The sequence below is a fragment of the Streptomyces sp. NBC_00669 genome (assembly GCF_036226785.1).
Taxonomy (GTDB): Bacteria; Actinomycetota; Actinomycetes; order Streptomycetales; family Streptomycetaceae; genus Actinacidiphila.
On record NZ_CP109018.1, the window covers coordinates 3,120,308 to 3,136,804 of the forward strand.

The 16,497-nt window shown below is 72.8% G+C and carries 17 protein-coding genes; 10 read left to right on the forward strand and 7 right to left on the reverse strand.

What is annotated here, in order from left to right; genetic code table 11:
• Positions 1–116: 116 nt before the first annotated feature.
• Positions 117–1,610, reverse strand: coding sequence for a DUF3152 domain-containing protein (locus OG896_RS12575; protein ID WP_329365069.1), 1,494 nt, complete (start codon positions 1,608–1,610; stop codon positions 117–119).
• Positions 1,611–1,618: 8 nt separating this feature from the next.
• On the reverse strand, positions 1,619–2,662 hold the full coding sequence (locus tag OG896_RS12580; RefSeq protein ID WP_329365071.1) for an alpha/beta fold hydrolase: 1,044 nt from the start codon (positions 2,660–2,662) through the stop codon (positions 1,619–1,621).
• Positions 2,663–2,829: 167 nt separating this feature from the next.
• Here OG896_RS12580 and OG896_RS12585 point away from each other — a divergent pair, with 167 nt between their 5' ends.
• From OG896_RS12585 to OG896_RS12600, 4 genes are all read left to right on the forward strand, one after another.
• Positions 2,830–3,189 (forward strand): hypothetical protein, encoded by a 360-nt coding sequence (locus tag OG896_RS12585; protein ID WP_329365073.1) that lies wholly within the window; start codon positions 2,830–2,832, stop codon positions 3,187–3,189.
• 191 nt (positions 3,190–3,380) lie between these two features.
• Positions 3,381–4,055 carry a TetR/AcrR family transcriptional regulator gene (locus OG896_RS12590; protein ID WP_328468953.1) on the forward strand — a complete coding sequence of 225 codons (675 nt, stop codon included), beginning with the start codon at positions 3,381–3,383 and terminating at the stop codon, positions 4,053–4,055.
• Positions 4,056–4,246: 191 nt separating this feature from the next.
• On the forward strand, positions 4,247–4,477 hold the full coding sequence (locus tag OG896_RS12595) for a DUF3107 domain-containing protein (protein ID WP_329365075.1): 231 nt from the start codon (positions 4,247–4,249) through the stop codon (positions 4,475–4,477).
• Between the two features lie 290 nt (positions 4,478–4,767).
• Positions 4,768–5,040: a hypothetical protein gene (locus OG896_RS12600; RefSeq protein ID WP_329365077.1), complete on the forward strand. Its 273-nt coding sequence runs from the start codon at positions 4,768–4,770 to the stop codon at positions 5,038–5,040.
• 719 nt (positions 5,041–5,759) lie between these two features.
• On the opposite strand, the gene OG896_RS12605 is transcribed toward OG896_RS12600, so the two are convergent.
• The gene (locus OG896_RS12605; protein ID WP_328468929.1) at positions 5,760–6,500 is read right to left on the reverse strand and encodes a ferritin-like fold-containing protein; all 741 of its coding nucleotides are present in this window, start codon (positions 6,498–6,500) and stop codon (positions 5,760–5,762) included.
• 411 nt (positions 6,501–6,911) lie between these two features.
• Between OG896_RS12605 and OG896_RS12610 the strand changes: the two genes are divergently transcribed.
• The 3 genes from OG896_RS12610 to OG896_RS12620 all read left to right on the forward strand — a co-directional run bounded on the left by OG896_RS12610 (position 6,912) and on the right by OG896_RS12620 (position 10,048).
• A complete protein-coding gene (locus tag OG896_RS12610; RefSeq protein WP_329365080.1) occupies positions 6,912–8,609 on the forward strand; it encodes a DEAD/DEAH box helicase in 1,698 nt (565 codons plus the stop codon).
• Positions 8,610–8,884: 275 nt separating this feature from the next.
• Positions 8,885–9,814 (forward strand): alpha/beta fold hydrolase, encoded by a 930-nt coding sequence (locus OG896_RS12615; protein WP_329365082.1) that lies wholly within the window; start codon positions 8,885–8,887, stop codon positions 9,812–9,814.
• 93 nt (positions 9,815–9,907) lie between these two features.
• Positions 9,908–10,048: a hypothetical protein gene (locus OG896_RS12620; RefSeq protein ID WP_200823142.1), complete on the forward strand. Its 141-nt coding sequence runs from the start codon at positions 9,908–9,910 to the stop codon at positions 10,046–10,048.
• Between the two features lie 97 nt (positions 10,049–10,145).
• On the opposite strand, the gene OG896_RS12625 is transcribed toward OG896_RS12620, so the two are convergent.
• The 4 genes from OG896_RS12625 to OG896_RS12640 all read right to left on the reverse strand — a co-directional run bounded on the left by OG896_RS12625 (position 10,146) and on the right by OG896_RS12640 (position 13,338).
• Positions 10,146–10,754, reverse strand: coding sequence for a MarC family protein (locus tag OG896_RS12625; RefSeq protein ID WP_328468924.1), 609 nt, complete (start codon positions 10,752–10,754; stop codon positions 10,146–10,148).
• A 227-nt stretch (positions 10,755–10,981) separates the two neighbouring features.
• Positions 10,982–11,845 (reverse strand): PHP domain-containing protein, encoded by an 864-nt coding sequence (locus OG896_RS12630; protein ID WP_329365086.1) that lies wholly within the window; start codon positions 11,843–11,845, stop codon positions 10,982–10,984.
• A gap of 194 nt (positions 11,846–12,039) precedes the next feature.
• Complete coding sequence (locus OG896_RS12635; RefSeq protein WP_328468920.1) at positions 12,040–12,678, reverse strand: DUF6758 family protein; 639 nt, start codon at positions 12,676–12,678, stop codon at positions 12,040–12,042.
• A 72-nt stretch (positions 12,679–12,750) separates the two neighbouring features.
• Positions 12,751–13,338 carry a suppressor of fused domain protein gene (locus OG896_RS12640; RefSeq protein WP_329365089.1) on the reverse strand — a complete coding sequence of 196 codons (588 nt, stop codon included), beginning with the start codon at positions 13,336–13,338 and terminating at the stop codon, positions 12,751–12,753.
• 420 nt (positions 13,339–13,758) lie between these two features.
• Between OG896_RS12640 and OG896_RS12645 the strand changes: the two genes are divergently transcribed.
• The 3 genes from OG896_RS12645 (at position 13,759) to OG896_RS12655 (ending at position 16,484) form a co-directional block, all read left to right on the forward strand.
• Positions 13,759–14,904, forward strand: coding sequence for a magnesium and cobalt transport protein CorA (locus tag OG896_RS12645; RefSeq protein WP_328468917.1), 1,146 nt, complete (start codon positions 13,759–13,761; stop codon positions 14,902–14,904).
• A 64-nt stretch (positions 14,905–14,968) separates the two neighbouring features.
• Complete coding sequence (locus OG896_RS12650; RefSeq protein ID WP_443057018.1) at positions 14,969–15,904, forward strand: DMT family transporter; 936 nt, start codon at positions 14,969–14,971, stop codon at positions 15,902–15,904.
• Between the two features lie 28 nt (positions 15,905–15,932).
• Positions 15,933–16,484 (forward strand): hypothetical protein, encoded by a 552-nt coding sequence (locus tag OG896_RS12655; protein WP_329365091.1) that lies wholly within the window; start codon positions 15,933–15,935, stop codon positions 16,482–16,484.
• Positions 16,485–16,497 lie beyond the last annotated feature (13 nt).

Consider the following 16,497-nt stretch of genomic DNA (forward strand, 5'->3'; position numbering starts at 1 on the left):
TCGGTGGACGGTTGTCCGCGCTGCCACCAAAAGGGGTGAAGGGGCGTAACTTCCGCGCGCGGCCGCCGTTTACCCGGCTTGTGCTGCGCCGGACGGGGCCGCGGCCAGGGGAACGGCTACGGGAACGGCCAGGGGTTGGGGGTGCAGGTCGGGCCGCCGTCGAGGGACAGGAACTTGGTCTGCTGCATCATCACCGGGGCGGGGGCTCCCTCGCGGGGGCAGCCGACGTGGTTGTGGCCGAGGCGGTGGCCGACCTCGTGGTTGACCAGCATCTGCCGGTAGGCGTGCATGCGGTCCGGGCCGTACGTCGCGGCGCCCCGGGCCCAGCGGTACGCGTTGATCATGGTGCGCGGGGTGGACGCGGCGTCGCAGGAAACGTTGTCGACCGTGGTGTCGAGGCCGGACTTGGCGCACCACTTGGCGGTGGTGCCGGGGCTGGCGAGGGTGACGACGATGTCGGCGGGGCCGGAGGAGACCCGTTCGAACGTCATCGTGCCGCCGTGACCCCAACTGCGCGCGTCGTTCAGGGTGGTGAAGACGGCGTCGGAGAAGAGCCGGGGGTCGAGGTCGAGCCCCTTCTCGACGTCGACCCGGAAGCGCATCACCTTGCCCTTGCCGGGGGCGGCCTGGTGGCCGGGCACGGTGGTGAAGGCGCCGGAGAGGCTGAGGTGCGGGTCGAGCGGATACTGCCTGGCCATCTGCTCGTCGTACGACGCCGGGCTCGCGGTCGCGGGCGCCGCGGACGGGGTGGACGGCGCGGCGGAGGTCTCCTCCGCCGAGGGGCCGGAGTCGCCGCCGGGAGCGGCGTCCTCCTCGGTGCGGTGGCCGCGGTGCAGCTGGGTGCCGGCCAGCACCGCGATCGCGGCCAGCGCGGTGGCGGCGGCGACGGCGGTGAGCGCGCGGGTCCTGCCGCGGCCCGCGGCCCCGGACGCGGCGGGCGCCGCGGAGTCGTCCGTGCCGCTGCCGCCCTCGTCGCCCGAGGCGGCTGAGCCGGCGGTGCCGGGCGGCGGGTGCGACACGAGGCGCGGCGACGGCTGGTCGAAGGCATCCACGAACTCCTGCCGGGGCCGCGGCATCACGCGCCCCACCTGGCCGTGCCGGGGAAGGGAGCCGTGGGCGGCGGGCGAGCTGAGCGCGGACGCGGTGTCGTACGGCGCCCAGTCCTCGGCCCACTCCTCGACCGGGTCGAACGGCAGGTCGCGGCGGCCGGACCGGGCGGCCGACCAGGCACCGGGGGTGCCCCAGGCGTTGTGCTCGGGATGCTCGGGGCGGTCGGGCCGATCGGGGTGGCCGGGGCGGGAGCCGGACGAGTCGTCCGGGTCGTACGGCAGCGGCGGTTCGGCCGGGTCGCGCGGGCTCCGCGGTTCGTCCGGGCCTTCCGGGCCGTCCAGGCCGTACGGGCTCAGCGGCGCGAAGTAGTCGCTGTCGTCGGCGGGGCCGCGGCGGCGGCGTCCGGTGCCGGGGGTGGCAGGGGGGATCGGGCCGCCGCTGACGAAACCGCCGGAGTCGGGTATCCGCTGCTCCCAGCGGTCCTGTTCCCAGCGGTCCGGTTCCCAGCGGTCCTGGCTGTCCCGGTCGTCCTGTCCGTCTGTCGCGCTGTGCTTCCCCACGCCCTCGATCAGCTCCTGGTCGCCGCGTCGGTACTCGGACCCCTGCCCATGCCCGCACCCGCCAGGCCGCCGAGCTGCCGCGGGCCGCCGGCGTCGCGCCGGCGCGCGGCCACGTCGGACAGCAGGTCACGGAAGGCCCGGTCGACCAGCCCCGGGTACTCCATCATCGCGACGTGCCCGCTGCCGGGGATGAGCAGCAGCCGCCGGTCGCGGAAGGCACGGGCCGCGTGGCGGGCGGACCTCATGGACACCAGCTTGTCCCGCCCGCCGTAGACCAGCAGGGTCGGCGCGAGCACCCGCTCGGCCTGGCGCCACGGCGCGTGCTGCCCGCCGAGGGTGTAGGCGTCGGCGAGCCCGCGGATGGAGCGGACCATCGCGTCCCGGAAGTACGGCAGGTGCAACCGCCGTTCGTACTCGGCCGCGGCGTCCTCGCGGGCCTGCGCGTCGACCACACCCGGGTCGCCGTAGCAGAGCGCCAGCAGGCCGGCGGTGCGGCGCTCCGGGCTCCAGTCCCGGGTCAGCCGGGTGAAGAGCCGGAGCACGCCGGGGACCGCGGTGAGCGTGGTGGGCCAGGCGGTGAGCTGCGGCGGGACCTCGGGGAGCGCGGGCGAGATGAGGGTGAGGGTGCGCACCAGGTCCGGGCGGGCCGCGGCGACCTTGACGGCGACCGCGCCGCCCATGGAGTTGCCGAACAGGTGGACCGGCCCGCGCCCGTCCGCTTCCAGCAGCCGGATCACGGCCCTGGCGTGCCCGGGGATCGAGTAGTTGCCGTCGTCCGGCGGCGGGGAATGGCCGAATCCCGGCAGGTCCGGGGCCTCCGCGCTGACCACGTCGGAGAGCCGGGCCATCAGCGCGGACCAGTTCTGCGAGGAGCCGCCGAGGCCGTGCACGCACAGCGCGGGCTCACCTCCGCCGTCGGTACGTGACCGCACCACCAGGCTGAGCCCGGGCAGCCCCACGGTCCGCACCGTCTCGCCTGCCGCCAGATGCGGCCCCTCCGGTGGTACGGACGCCGGTGCTACGGCCGCGCGGGGAAGATCGGTCGAGGGCATACGGCAATATTACGAGACGATCACGTCAACGGCCGAGTGTTCGCGGCCACATGCGGCCGGAAACGACAGGCGAGCGGCGGAAAGCCGCCGTCCCGCACTGCGCGGGCGCGCACCTGCTCCTAGGCTCGAACGTGGCGGTATCGCGCGTTCCGGCACGAGGAGGGGCAATGTCCGACCAGACCGGCAGCACCAGTGGCAGCCCTGAGGGCGGCGCCGGGGGGCCGGCCGCCCGCGGCAGGCTCGCCGCACCGGACGAGTCCGACCGCGCGGACGAGCGGGACGAGCGGGACGGGATCGGCGAGATGGACGAGGCGGAGGCCGCGGAGGCCGCCGAGGCCGCGCAGGAGGCGGCCGACCTCGGCCTGGAGGAACCCGAGGCGGACACCGCGGAGCAGCGCGCCGAACTGCTCCAGCAGCGCGACGACCGGATCACCGCCCGCCCCGCCGACCAGGCCACCGAGGCCGACCCGGTGGACGCCGCCGAGCAGCGCCGTACGGTCGCCCACGACGAGGACGACTACCGCTGACGGCGCCCCCGCGCCCCGCGCCGGTGCACCGCCGCGGGGCGGCCGGGACCGGAGGGACCCGTCGGGACTTCCGCCCGCAGGTCCCAGGAAGTGAGAATGTCCGTCCGCACGGCGCACAGGGTCGTTACTGAAAAGTACGATGGCCATCGCGGTGTTCATTCGTACCTTCACCACCAGAACTGGGAGGCGGCGTGACAGCCATCGAGCAGACTCAGGCGGCACGGCCGCGTGGCACCCGCCTGCCCCGCAGGGCTCGGCGCGAGCAGCTGCTGGGCGCGGCCCAGGAGGTGTTCGTCGCACAGGGTTACCACTCCGCGGCCATGGACGACATCGCCGAGCGGGCCGGGGTCAGCAAGCCGGTGCTCTACCAGCACTTCCCCGGCAAACTCGAGCTCTACCTCGCGCTGCTCGACCAGCACTGCGAGTCGCTGCTGCACTCGGTGCGCACGGCGCTGGCGTCCACCACGGACAACAAGAAGCGCGTCGAAGCGACGATGGACGCGTACTTCGCCTACGTCGAGGGCGAGGGCGGCGCCTTCCGGCTGGTCTTCGAGTCCGACCTGACCAACGAACCCGCGGTGCGGGAGCGGGTCGACAAGGTCGCGCTCCAGTGCGCGGAGGCGATCAGCGAGGTCATCGCCGAGGACACCGGGCTGCCCACCGAGCAGTCCATGCTGCTCGCGGTCGGCCTCGGCGGCGTCTCCCAGGTGGTGGCCCGCTACTGGCTGGCCAGCGGCAGCGACGTGCCCCGCGACACCGCGGTCCAGTTGCTGACCTCGCTCGCCTGGCGCGGCATCGCCGGGTTCCCGCTGCACGGGGCCGAGGGCGAGCACCGGCCCGAGCAGGGCTCCGAGGACGCGCGCTGAACCCTGTTCCACCACGTGCGGGGCCGGACCTTCGGGTCCGGCCCCGCACGTGCTCGTCGCGCACCGCCGCGGGCCTGTTCGCTCACGGCGTTTCCGCCGTGCCGGTACCGCCGGTCGGGCGGGGCTAGTCTTTGCTGCGTACGGCGCGATTCGACCGCGCACACCGCCCGACCATCGGAGGTATCCAAGCCGTGGAGGTCAAGATCGGCGTGCAGCACGCGCCGCGCGAGATCAACATCGAGAGCGCGCAGTCGGCGGCTGAGGTGGAAGCCGCCGTCGCCGAGGCGCTGTCCGGCACCAGCAAGCTGCTGAGCCTGGTGGACGAGCACGGACGCAAGGTCCTGATCCCCGCCGAGCGCCTTGCCTACGTGGAGATCGGCGAGCCCGCCACCCGCCGCGTCGGCTTCGGCGCCGCGCTCTGACCGCGCCTCACCGCAGGCCCTGAAGCCGCGCCCCCACCGGGGGGCGCGGCTTCTCCCTTGCCCCGGGCCGGCCACTCCCGCGAGTTGGCGAACGCGCCGCCACGCCCGGCCGCCAACTCCGCCGAGCGGCACGCCGATCCGGCCCGGCCACCCCTGGCGCCGCGCCCAACTGGCCGCCGAGGTGTTCGATCCCGGAGCAGACGGGTGAGAGCGCTTTGCGCCGGTGGACGGTGGGGTAGGAGACGTACGGACCGGTCCCGTTCCGTACGTGCCACCGGAGGGATTTCACGATGCTGTGGGAAGCCGTCATCTTCGCCGCCCTCGGGCTGCTGGCCGCCTGGACGGCGAGCCGGATGTTCCCGCTCCGGCTCCCCGCCTCCCCCCTGGTCCTCGCGACCGGCCCGGCCGCCGCACTCGTCGGCGGGCTCGTCACCTACAGCATCGTCGGCGGCAGCCACCCCGAGGCCACCTTCCCCGCGGCTCTCCTCACCTCCGCGGCCCTCCTCAGCGTCCTCTCCCGCCCGCCCCGCCGCGGCCGCCACGCCAAAATCCTGAGCCCCTGACCCCCCGAGGCGGTGCGTTCCGCCGGTTCCGGGACCACCCCCCGGTGGCGGGCTTGTCGCGCCGTTCTCCCCCAGAGCTTCGCCTGGGAGGTGCCCCCACGCGCCCCTGGTTTTGCACTGCCCTTCCGTGAAAGAAACCTCCCTCCCTCCGCGGTGCCCGACTCCCGCCTGCTCGGCCACGCCCAATCCCGGGCCGTCCACCCGCCGCACCCAGCCCCTGCCCCCGCCTTGCCGGACCACCTCCCGGTGGTCTGCTGCTCCCCGGGGCTTCCCTGAGAGATCTCCCCGCGCCTCTTGAGAGGCGCCCTCCCTCCACGGAAGCAGCCGCGCAAAACCAGGGGCGCGTGGGGGCACCTCCCAGGCGAAGCTCTGGGGGAGAACTGCGCGCGCAACCCACCACCGGCACGTGGTGAAGCCACGACCGCAAGGGGCACCCCCTCAGGACGCGCGGGCAACTCCCCCAGAGAAGCCCCAGGCACCAGCAGCCCACAGCAGGTGATCCGGAAACCCGGGTGATGGGCCTGGGCCCGGCGGGTGCTCGGCCCGGGATTGGGCGTGGCCGAGCGTGCGCTACCGGGGCACCGCGGAGGGAGTGAGGTTCCTTTGGCGGAAGGAGCCGAGGAAAACCAGGGGCGCGGGGAACGGCGCGACAAGCCCCCCACCGGCAGGTGGTCCCGGAACCGACAGAACACACCACCCCGGGGGGTCAGGGGCAACGACTACGCCGCAAGCCCCAGCGAAGCCATCCGCTTGGTGTGCGCCTCCGTGATCCGCGAGAACATCCGCCCCACCTCCGCGAGGTCGAACCCGTCCGCGACCCCGCCCACCAGCATCGTGGAGAGCGCGTCGCGATCCGCGACCACCCGCTGCGCCTGCGACAGCGCCTCCCCCATCAGCCGCCGCGCCCACAGCGCGAGCCGTCCCCCGACCCGCGGCTCCGCCTCGATCGCCGCGCGCACCTTCTCCACCGCGAAGGTGGCATGCCCGGTGTCGTCGAGAACCGCGAGCACGAGCGTGCGGGTGTCGGAGTCCAGCCGCGCGGCGACCTCACGGTAGAAGTCGGACGCGATCGAGTCACCGACGTACGCCTTGACCAGGCCCTCCAGCCAGTCCGACGGCGCGGTCTGGCGGTGGAAGCCGTCGAGCGCCGCGGCGAACGGCGCCATCGCCTCGTGCGGCGCCTCGCCGATCTCCGCGAGCCGGTCCCGCAACTGCTCGAAGTGGTGGAACTCGGCGGACGCCATCGCGGCCAGCTCCGCCTTGTCCTCCAGCGTCGGCGCGAGCTTCGCGTCCTCCGCGAGCCGTTCGAACGCCGCGAGCTCGCCGTACGCCAGCGCGCCGAGCAGGTCGACGACGGCGGCGCGGTACTGCGGCTGCGCGGACGCCGCGGCCCAGTCCTGGGCGGCGATGCCGGTAACGGTCGGCTGGTGGTCGGTGGGCGTCTCAGCAGGCGTGTCCATGCTGGGCACAATAGCCAAGTCCGCGGCCGCGGACGCCCCCGGTGACGGCTTCACCCGCCCTGTCGCGGCCGCCCCGGTACGCCGCCCGGCGGTGGCCGCCGAGAGGCCGCCGTGACCCGATGACGTCCCGAACGAAACATTTGATCGGGTGCAGCTACGTGTTTCCGGGGTAGAGTGGTAATGCACCCGTCGACAGTCGGCCTGGCATCGACCTACGACGGGCCACGTGTGCAACACCTGGATGCCCGGTCGGTGGCCCGATCGGCTCCGAACCGACCGCCTTCCCGTCATCGGGAGGGGCCCACTCGCGGCTTGAGCGAGGGCAGCGGTCCCGCGCCTAAACGGCCGACCTATGGCCGTACGACACCTCTGCGCGGTCAGTGACCGGTTCGTCGCACCCGACGTGCCGGCTTGCTCGACCCCCTCGCCGCCAGTGCCGCGTCTCACAGAAGAGGCAACATCCTGACCACCACGACTTTTCGCAGCCTTGGAATTCTCGACGAGACCGCCGAAGCCCTCGAGGCCGTCGGCATCACCACCCCCTTCCCGATCCAGGAGATGACGCTCCCGGTCGCCCTCGCGGGCAACGACGTCATCGGCCAGGCCAAGACCGGCACCGGCAAGACGCTCGGTTTCGGCCTGCCCCTGCTGGAGCGGGTCACCGTCGCCGCCGACGTCGAGGCCGGCCGCGCCACGCCCGAGCAGCTCACCGACGCGCCGCAGGCGCTCGTCGTCGTCCCCACCCGCGAACTGTGCCAGCAGGTCACCAACGACCTGCTCACCGCCGGCAAGGTCCGCGCGGTGCGAGTCACCGCGATCTACGGCGGGCGGGCGTACGAACCGCAGGTCGAGGCGCTGAAGAAGGGCGTCGACGTGGTCGTCGGCACCCCCGGCCGCCTGCTCGACCTGTCCGGCCAGAAGAAGCTGAACCTCAAGCACGTCCGCGCCCTCGTCCTCGACGAGGCCGACGAGATGCTGGACCTCGGCTTCCTCCCCGACGTCGAGAAGATCATGGCCATGCTGCCCGCGCGGCGCCAGACCATGCTCTTCTCCGCGACCATGCCCGGCGCCGTGATCAGCCTGGCCCGGCGCTACATGTCGCAGCCGACCCACATCCGCGCCACCGCGCCCGACGATCACGGCGCGACCGTGGCCAACACCACGCAGCACGTCTTCCGCGCGCACTCCCTGGACAAGCCGGAGCTGGTCTCCCGCATCCTCCAGGCCGAGGGCCGCGGCCTGGCGATGATCTTCTGCCGCACCAAGCGGACCGCGGCCGATGTCGCGGAGCAGCTGGAGAAGCGCGGCTTCGCCTCCGGCGCGGTGCACGGCGACCTCGGTCAGGGCGCCCGTGAGCAGGCGCTGCGCGCGTTCCGCAACGGCAAGGTGGACGTCCTCGTCTGCACCGACGTCGCCGCACGCGGTATCGACGTCGAAGGCGTCACCCACGTGATCAACTACCAGACGCCGGAAGACGAGAAGACCTACCTGCACCGGATCGGCCGCACCGGCCGGGCCGGCGCCTCCGGCACCGCGATCACCCTGGTCGACTGGGACGACATCCCGCGCTGGCAGCTCATCAACAAGGCGCTGGAGCTGACCTTCAATGACCCGGAGGAGACCTACTCCACGTCTCCGCACCTCTACGAGCTGCTCGGGATTCCCGCGGGCACCAAGGGGATACTGCCTCGGGCCGAGCGGACCCGTGCCGGGCTCGACGCGGAAGTGGTCGAGGACCTCGGCGAGACCGGTGGCCGCGGCCGCCGCCCCGCCGGCCGTGACCGCACTCCCGCGGCCCCGGTCGAGGAGCGCGCGCCCCGCACCCGTACCCCGCGGCAGCGCCGCCGCACCCGCGGTGGCACCGCCGTCGCCGGCGAGACCGTGATCGCCGCCGCCACCGAGGCCGTCCCCGTCGCCGTCGCGACGGCCGACGCCCCGGACGCCGACGAGCCGCGCAAGCCCCGCCGGCGGCGCACCCGCAGCCGCGCGGCCACCGCCACCGCGATCTCCCCGGACGCCCCCGAGCAGACCGCCCCCGCGGATGCCGCTCCCGCGGAGGAACCCGTCAAGGTCCCCCGCCGCCGCACCCGCAAGACCCCCACCGCCTGACCCCCCGGGGGTGGCCCGATCCTGCCGGTTGAGGTACCACCTGCCGGTGGCGGGTTGCCCGCGCGGTTCTCCCCCGGAGCTTCGCCTGGGGGAGAACGGCGCGACAAGCCACCCACCGCAAGGTCCCGGTGCCAACGGAACGGGTCACCCCCGGGAGGGTCAAAGCCACCCACCCACCGGCAAGGTCCCGGGAACCGCAAACAGGGGCACTCGGGGGGGGTCACGCCCCCACCAACCGCAACGTCTTGGACATGTGAGCCGCGTAATCTCACTGCATGAGCCGACCGAGCACCCTTGAGCTGCCGACGAACGTGGTCTCGCGCCAGATGAAAACCTCGCGGGGATCGTTCGCGGTGCTGGACGGCGCCCCCGCCAAGGGGGCGGAAAGACGTGGACACGTCCTCCTGATCCCGGGCTTCACCGGAAGCAAGGAAGACTTCCTCGACCTGATCACGCCGTTGACGGCCGCGGGATTCCACGCCGTCTCGGTGGACGGCCGCGGGCAGTTCGAGTCGGCCGGCCCGAGAGACGAGAAGGCGTACGCCCGGAGCGAGTTGGCGGCGGACGTCCAGGCGCAGGCGGTGGCCGTGGCCGAGGCGTACGGCACGGACGCGCCCCTGCACGTGCTGGGCCACTCGCTGGGCGGCCACATCGTACGGGCCGCCCTGCTCTCCGACCGTTCCGTGCCGTACGCCTCGCTGGCGCTGGTGAGTTCGGGTCCGGCCGCGATCGAGGCGCACCAGCAGGTGCGGACGCAGTTGCTGCTCGACCATCTGCCGACGATGGACATGGAGACCGCCTGGCAGGCGATGCGGGCGATGGACGCCGGGGCGGAGGCGGACAGCGCCGGGGACGCGGAGGGGCGCACCCCGACGTGGCTGGAGGACTTCCTGCACCGCCGCTGGTTGGGCACCGTACCCGAGCAACTGCTCGCCACCGCACGACAGTTGATGTCCGAAACCGATCGAGTGGCGGAGTTGGCGGCGCTGCCGCTCCCTAAACTCGTACTCTCCGGCGAGGTGGACTACGCCTGGCCGGTGCCGTGGCTGGACGAGATGGCGGTACGCCTCGGCGCGCGGCGCGTCGTGATCAAGGACGCCGGACACTCGCCCAACGCGGAGCGGCCCGCCGAGACCGCGGCCGCGTTGGTTGCCTTCTGGAAGGACGTCGAGGGGCAGCAGAAGGACTCCCTCACCAGCAAGTAGTCAAGGTCGGAAAGTTTTTCGTTAGCCTAGGGAATGTTTTGAAGGGGGTGTTCGTTGACCACACATGTAACGCGCGACGAAGGGAGAAGCCCCATGCGCTTTGAGATCATGCGACTCGACGACGTCAACGGTGAGGCCGTGGACAGCACCGTCGTGGACGCCAACGCTGTCGACAGGATCGTGCAGCAGGCCGCCGCTCTCGGCCAGCGCATCTACATCCGCCCCGCGGACTGATCGCAGGCCCACGTAACGGCGCCCCGTACCGAATGGATGTACGGGGCGCTTTCGTCTGTCCGGGGCCGGGTGCGTGGTCCCGTCCGGGACCGGAGGGTCAGCCCTCGCCGTGGATGAAGCCGAAGATGCCGTTCGCCACCGACTGCACGGCGATCGCGGACAGCAGCATGCCCGACAGCCGGGTCACCAGCACCACCCCGCCCTCCTTGATCAGCCGGATGATCGCCAGCGAGTACCTCATGGTCAGCCACAGGACCGCGTGCATCGCCACGATCGCCACCCACACCGAGAGCTGCTGCCCGAAGCCGTTCGCGTGCTGCACCGCGAGGATCACCGTCACGATCGCCCCCGGACCGGCCAGCAGCGGCATGCCCAGCGGCACCAGCGCCACGTTCACGTCCTTCGTCTGCGTCGGCTCGTCCGCCTTGCCCGTCAGCAGGTCCAGCGCGATCAGCAGCAACAGCAGTCCGCCGGCCACCCGCAGCGCGGGCACCGACACATGCAGGTAGTCCAGGATCTGCTGGCCGCAGATGCCGAACACGGCGATCACCCCGAGCGCCACGGACGCGGCCTGCCACGCCATCCGCCGCTGCACCTTCGTCGCGCGCCCCGACGTCAGCGCCAGGAAGATCGGCGTGATGCCGGGCGGGTCCATGATCACGAACAGGGTGAAGAACACGGACCCGAACAAGGTGATGTCAAACATGCGGCAGGCTTTCTGAACGTACGAGCGCGCCCCGAAGGGGGGCGCTGAGGGTGGGGGCGTCTCCCGACGGAGCCGGCGGGAGGACGGGAGGACGGGAGGGACTGCGCGACCGGGCACCGCGGAACGCGAGGTTCCGCGCGGCGCCGCGAGGTCCCGCGAGCCGTGGGCAGGGGCAGGAGCGAGGGCAGGGGCCGACCCGGGAGAGCCGACCCGGAGAATCCGACCCGCTAGACCGCCGAGATGGGCACCGCGCCCGTGGCCCGGCGCGCGATCTCCCGGTACACCTCGGGATCGGTGACGCACGCTCCGAGCCGGACCGTCTTGCGGTCGCCGTGGTAGTCGCTCGAACCCGTCGCCAGCAGGTCGTGCTCCGCGGCGAACGCGCGCAGCCGCGCCCTGGTCGCGTCGTCGTGGTCCACGTGGTCCACTTCGATGCCGTCGAGCCCGGCGGCGGACAGCTCGGCGATCACCGCCTCCGGCACGGTCTCGCCGCGCTTGTGCGCCCCCGGGTGCGCGAAGACGGTCACCCCGCCCGCGCCCTTCACCAGCCGCACCGCGTCGAACGGGTCGAGCTCGTGCTTGGGGACGTACCCGCGGCCGTCGTTGGCCAGCCACTGCTCGGTGAAGGCGTCCGAGACGCTGTCGACCACGCCCAGCTCGACCATCGCGGTCGCGATGTGCGGACGGCCCACGGAGCCGTCCCCGGCGATCCGGGCGACCTGCTCCCAGGTGATCGGCACGCCCAGCTCGCGCAGCTTGGCGACCATGCCCTGCGCCCTCGGCACCCGGTCGTCCCGGACGAGTTCGCGCTCGCGGTACAGCTCCGGCTCGGCCGGGTCGAACAGGTACGCCAGCATGTGCATGCTGATCCCGTCGATCCGGCAGGACAGCTCGGCGCCGGTCACCAACGTCAGGTCCCCGGGTGCTTCCAGCCCCGCCAGCGCGGCGGTCGCCTCGGCGTAGCCGCCGACCGTGTCATGGTCCGTGAGCGCCACCACGTCCAGCCCCGCGACCGCGGCGTTCCGCACCAAGTCGGCCGGCGAGTCGGTGCCGTCGGAAGCCGTGGAGTGGGTGTGCAGGTCTATACGCACGACTCGCTCCGCGGGTGGCTGGGGGTTGGGTGGCCGTCGCCAGGATAACCCGCCCGGGTGGTGCGTTCTGTCGTACGGCTCCCACCGTGCTCGCCCCGGAACACCCGGGCAGATCCAGGGGCGCGCGCAGCCCACCACCAACAGGTGGTCCCCCCACTGCCAGGACACACCACCCCGGAGGGTCAGGGGCACCGCTACGCGATGAGGCGGGGGGCGAGCGCACCGCACGGCAGGAGGTCGACCTCGGCGCCGGCGTCCCGCAAATCCGTGAGGACGAGCTCGTCGTACATCAGCAGCCCGGTCTGCTCGGGCCAGACGATGGCCCACAGCCAGAGCCCGCGGGCCTCGCCGGCGAAGACCACGCGGTCGTCGGGGACGCCCGCGACGTGCCAGAGGGGCGTGGGGCGCCCGGCCGCGAGGACCTTCGCGTGCGGCGGCATGTCCACGCACATGTTCGGACCGGGGTCGGGCCCGTCGATCCCGGCGAAGCGCGCGCCGAGCCCGACCCCCAACTCCTCTGCCACGAGCATGAGTTCACCGGGACCGCCGAGCGGCCCCGGCCCCGAGCAGGAGACGGCGGTGGCACGGCCGCCGCTGCGGTCGTCACCGGCGGCGGCCACTCCGGAGAAGAGCCAGCCGACCGGCAGCGGCCAGGGCATCCAGACCGGCACCTGGGAGCGGTTCACGACGACGCCGAGCGCTTCGACACTGGGAGGCACCACCGGCTGGAGCGGATACACGGTCCCGTGCACATCGCACTGCCAGGAATCGGCGAAGAGTCCGGGCGCACGGACCCTGCCACCGCACTTCGGGCAACTGGGTTCGCCCCTCATAGATCCCCACGGTCCTCCTGGCCCCTCCCCACGTCAAGGACGATCACCCGTCCGGACCCGCCGCCGCGCACCCTAGGAGGTCAGGGGCACCGCCTTCCGCAGGGCGTCACGCAGATCCGTCTCGTGGGCCAGCCAGCGGTCCTGGAGCGCCGCGGCACCGTGCACGCGTTTCCACGCTGCCTCGGCCGGGGTCATCGGCAGGAGCGGGAAGAAGCGGACCGGGTCGAGGGGGTCGGGGAGCGTGAGGTCCGGCACGAGGCCGCCGGGTTCGGCGACGAGCACCGCGGAGAAGGGCGCCCCCGGCCACAGCGGCTCGGTGGTGTCGAGGGAGCCGCCGGGCGCGATGACGAGGCCCTCCACCTGAGGGGAGGCGGCGAGCACGGCCAGCGGGCGCAGCACTTTGTCGGTGTCGGCGAGCCCCGCCCGGACGGTGAGCAGCAGCTCGCCGCGCGGCCCGCGCAGCGGGTCCGCCACGGTGGCGAGCGGGTCGGCCATCGGCTGCGCGGACATCCCGAGTGTGGCGTATCGCACCAGGTCACCGGTGGTGTAGCGGAGCACCTCGACCCGGTCGGTGCCGACGAAGGTGACCGCGGCGCGGGCGTCGGGCGCGCCGAGGACATCGGACAGCCGCGCTTCGACGAGCGCCAGGACATCAGCCATACGGCGAGCATAGAACGCGTACAGAACCCGTAAGGCGGCACCGAGGAGGTGCTCGGACTTGCTAAGGTAGGGCGTTCACTCGCGCACCAAGGACATCCCTCAGCGGGGATCGACCGGAGGAGGTGGGGACTGACATGGATCCGAGTCGACCGTGCAGTACCGGCAGCTCTTCCGTATGCCATTTCGCGCGCTGAATTCCCCGCAGTACTCGCACGTCACGCGTTCTCTACCCGGCTGGCCGGGTCCAAAACGCGTCACCTCGCGAGTCGCGGTCCACCCCCGTCGGATGCGAGGGGGAGGCACAGCTCCCGCGGAGCCCGCGACAGCGGAAGAGCGCCCTGAACTGCCTGCGATCACCACGCCCTGATCTGCATTTCAGTGCGGCGCCATGCCGTCGGCCAGTCCGTGAAGGAGCTTGCCATGTCGATGATCCGCGACCTGCGCGCAGTAGTCCGTCCTGCCCTGCGGCCGACCCTGCGCAGGACCACCACGTCCTACGAGTACGACCCCGTCCCGGAGCCGCGCGCCGCCAGCGCGATCGTGGACTGCGCGGTCTACCGCGACGGCCTGCGCCACGGTGACGTCACGGACCCGCACGAGGCGCTGAAGATGGTGCGCGCCGGGCGGCCCGGCCCGCAGTGCGACGGCAGCGACGGCTTCGTGTGGATCGGGCTGCACGAGCCCACCGAGCAGGAGTTCGCGGGCATCGCCGAGGAGTTCGGCCTGCACCCGCTGGCGGTCGAGGACGCCGTCCACGCCCACCAGCGGCCGAAGTTGGAGCGGTACGACAACTCGCTGTTCGCCGTCTTCAAGACGATCCGCTACGTCGAGCACGCCGAGCTCACCTCCACCAGCGAGGTGGTGGAGAGCGGCGAGGTGATGGTCTTCACCGGACGCTACTTCGTGATCACCGTCCGGCACGGCGGGCACGGGTCGCTGCGCGCGCTGCGGCACCGGCTGGAGGACGACCCGGAGCTGCTGGCCAAGGGCCCCTCGGCCGTACTGCACGCGATCGCGGACCAGGTCGTCGACGACTACCTCGCCGTCTCCGAGGCGGTGCAGGACGACATCGACGAGGTGGAGATCGACGTCTTCTCCGCCGACAACGGGAAGACCTCGCGCGGTGGCGACGCCGGGCGGATCTACCAGCTCAAGCGGGAAGTGCTGGAGTTCAAGCGGGCGGTGTCCCCGCTGCTGCGACCCATGCAACTGCTCGGCGAGCGTCCGATGCGGCTGATCGACCCGGAGATCCAGAAGTACTTCCGTGACGTGGCCGACCACGTCGCGCGGGTGCACGAGCAGGTCACCGGGTTCGACGACCTGCTCAACTCCATCCTCCAGGCCAACCTCGCGCAGGCCACCGTCGTGCAGAACGAGGACATGCGCAAGATCACCGCGTGGGCGGCCATCCTCGCGGTGCCGACCATGATCACCGGTGTGTACGGCATGAACTTCAAGCACATGCCCGAGCTCGGCTGGAAGTACAGCTATCCCGTCGTGCTCGCCGCGACCCTGGCGATCTGTTACGCGATCCACCGGGGCTTCCGCCGCAACGGATGGTTGTAGGGGCGCCCCGGAGTCCCCTCCGGAGTGGTACGGCCGGCCCGCGGCGGGCCCGTACGCTTGTGCGGTGACCACTCCCGAGAGCACCGCCATCCCGCCCCGTGCGGCATCGGCGGTGGACGAGAAAGCGCCCGAGGCCGGGCGTGGAGTGGACCTGACGCTGCTGGGCGTGGCGATCGCGGGCGTGTCCTTCTCGGCCCCCCTGATCGCGGCGACGGCCGCACCCGCGCTGGCGATCGCCTTCTGGCGGAACGCGATGGCCGTGGGGGTGCTCAGCCCGGTGGCTCTGTGGCGGCACCGCGGCGAGCTGCGGCGGATGGGCCGGCGCGCGCTGGGCCTGTCGGCGCTGGCCGGGCTGGTGCTGGCCGCGCACTTCGGGATGTGGCTGCCGAGCCTGAACATGACGTCGGTCGCCACCTCGACCGCCCTGTGCACCACGACGCCGATCTGGACCACGCTGATCCTGCGGCTGCGCGGCCACCGCCCGCCGCGGCTGGTGTGGGGCGGCACCGCGCTCGCGGTCGTCGGCGTGCTGATCCTCACCGGGATCGACCTGTCGACGGACAGCCGGGCGCTGGTCGGCGACGCGCTGGCGCTCGGCGCCGGGCTGGCCGCGGCCGTCTACATGCTGCTCGGCTCGGAGGTGCGGCGGACCGCGACGACCACCGCGTACACCTTCGTCTGCTACACGACCACGGCGGTGGCCCTGCTGTGCGCGTGCCTGGTCTCCGGGTCGGCGCTGGCCGGGTACGACGGGGAGACCTGGCTGAAGATCGCCGCGCTGACGGTGGCGGCGCAGTTGCTGGGCCACTCGCTGCTGAACCGGGTGGTGCGGGGCCTGGGGCCGTCGACCACCTCGACCGCGATCCTGCTGGAGACCCCGGGGGCCGCGCTGATCGCGGGGCTGTGGCTGGGCCAGACCCCGCCGGCGGCCGCGTATCCCGCGCTGCTGGTGATCCTCGGCGGTCTGGCCCTGGTGATCCTCTCCGACCGCCGCCGCTAGGCCCTGACCGGGGCACTAACCTGGGCACATGTCGACGCCGTCCACGCCGCCCGCCTCCCCCGCGCCCTCCGCCGTGCCCTCCGCCGACGAGGAGTTGTCGGCCCTGGTGGAGGAGGCCACGAAGAAGTCCGGGCTGGTCTGGGTCAACGGCCAGGCGGTGTGGCACCTGTGGCTGGACGGGGGCCTGCACCTCGTCGCCGGGCCCGGCGAGCAGCCGGTGCCGGACCTGGTGGACGGCGGGACCGCGACCGTGACCGTACGCAGCAAGGACAAGGGCGGGCGGCTGGTCACCTGGTCCGCGCGGGTCGAGGTGCTGGCGCCGCACGGCGAGCCGTGGGAGGCCGCCGTCGGCGAGCTGAAGGGCAAGCGGCTCAACGCGGTCGACGCCGAGTCGGTGCCGTCGCGGTGGGCGGCCGAGTGCCAGGTCTTCCGGCTGGCGCCGACCGGGAGCGTGCCGGAGCACCCGGGTGCGATGCCCGACACCTCCGGCGCCGTGGCCCCCGTCGCCACCTCGGCGACCACCCGCTCCCCCGCGCCCGCGGGACTGCCGAAGCTGCTCGCCCGGCGCCGCAGGACCTGACCGCGGACCCGGC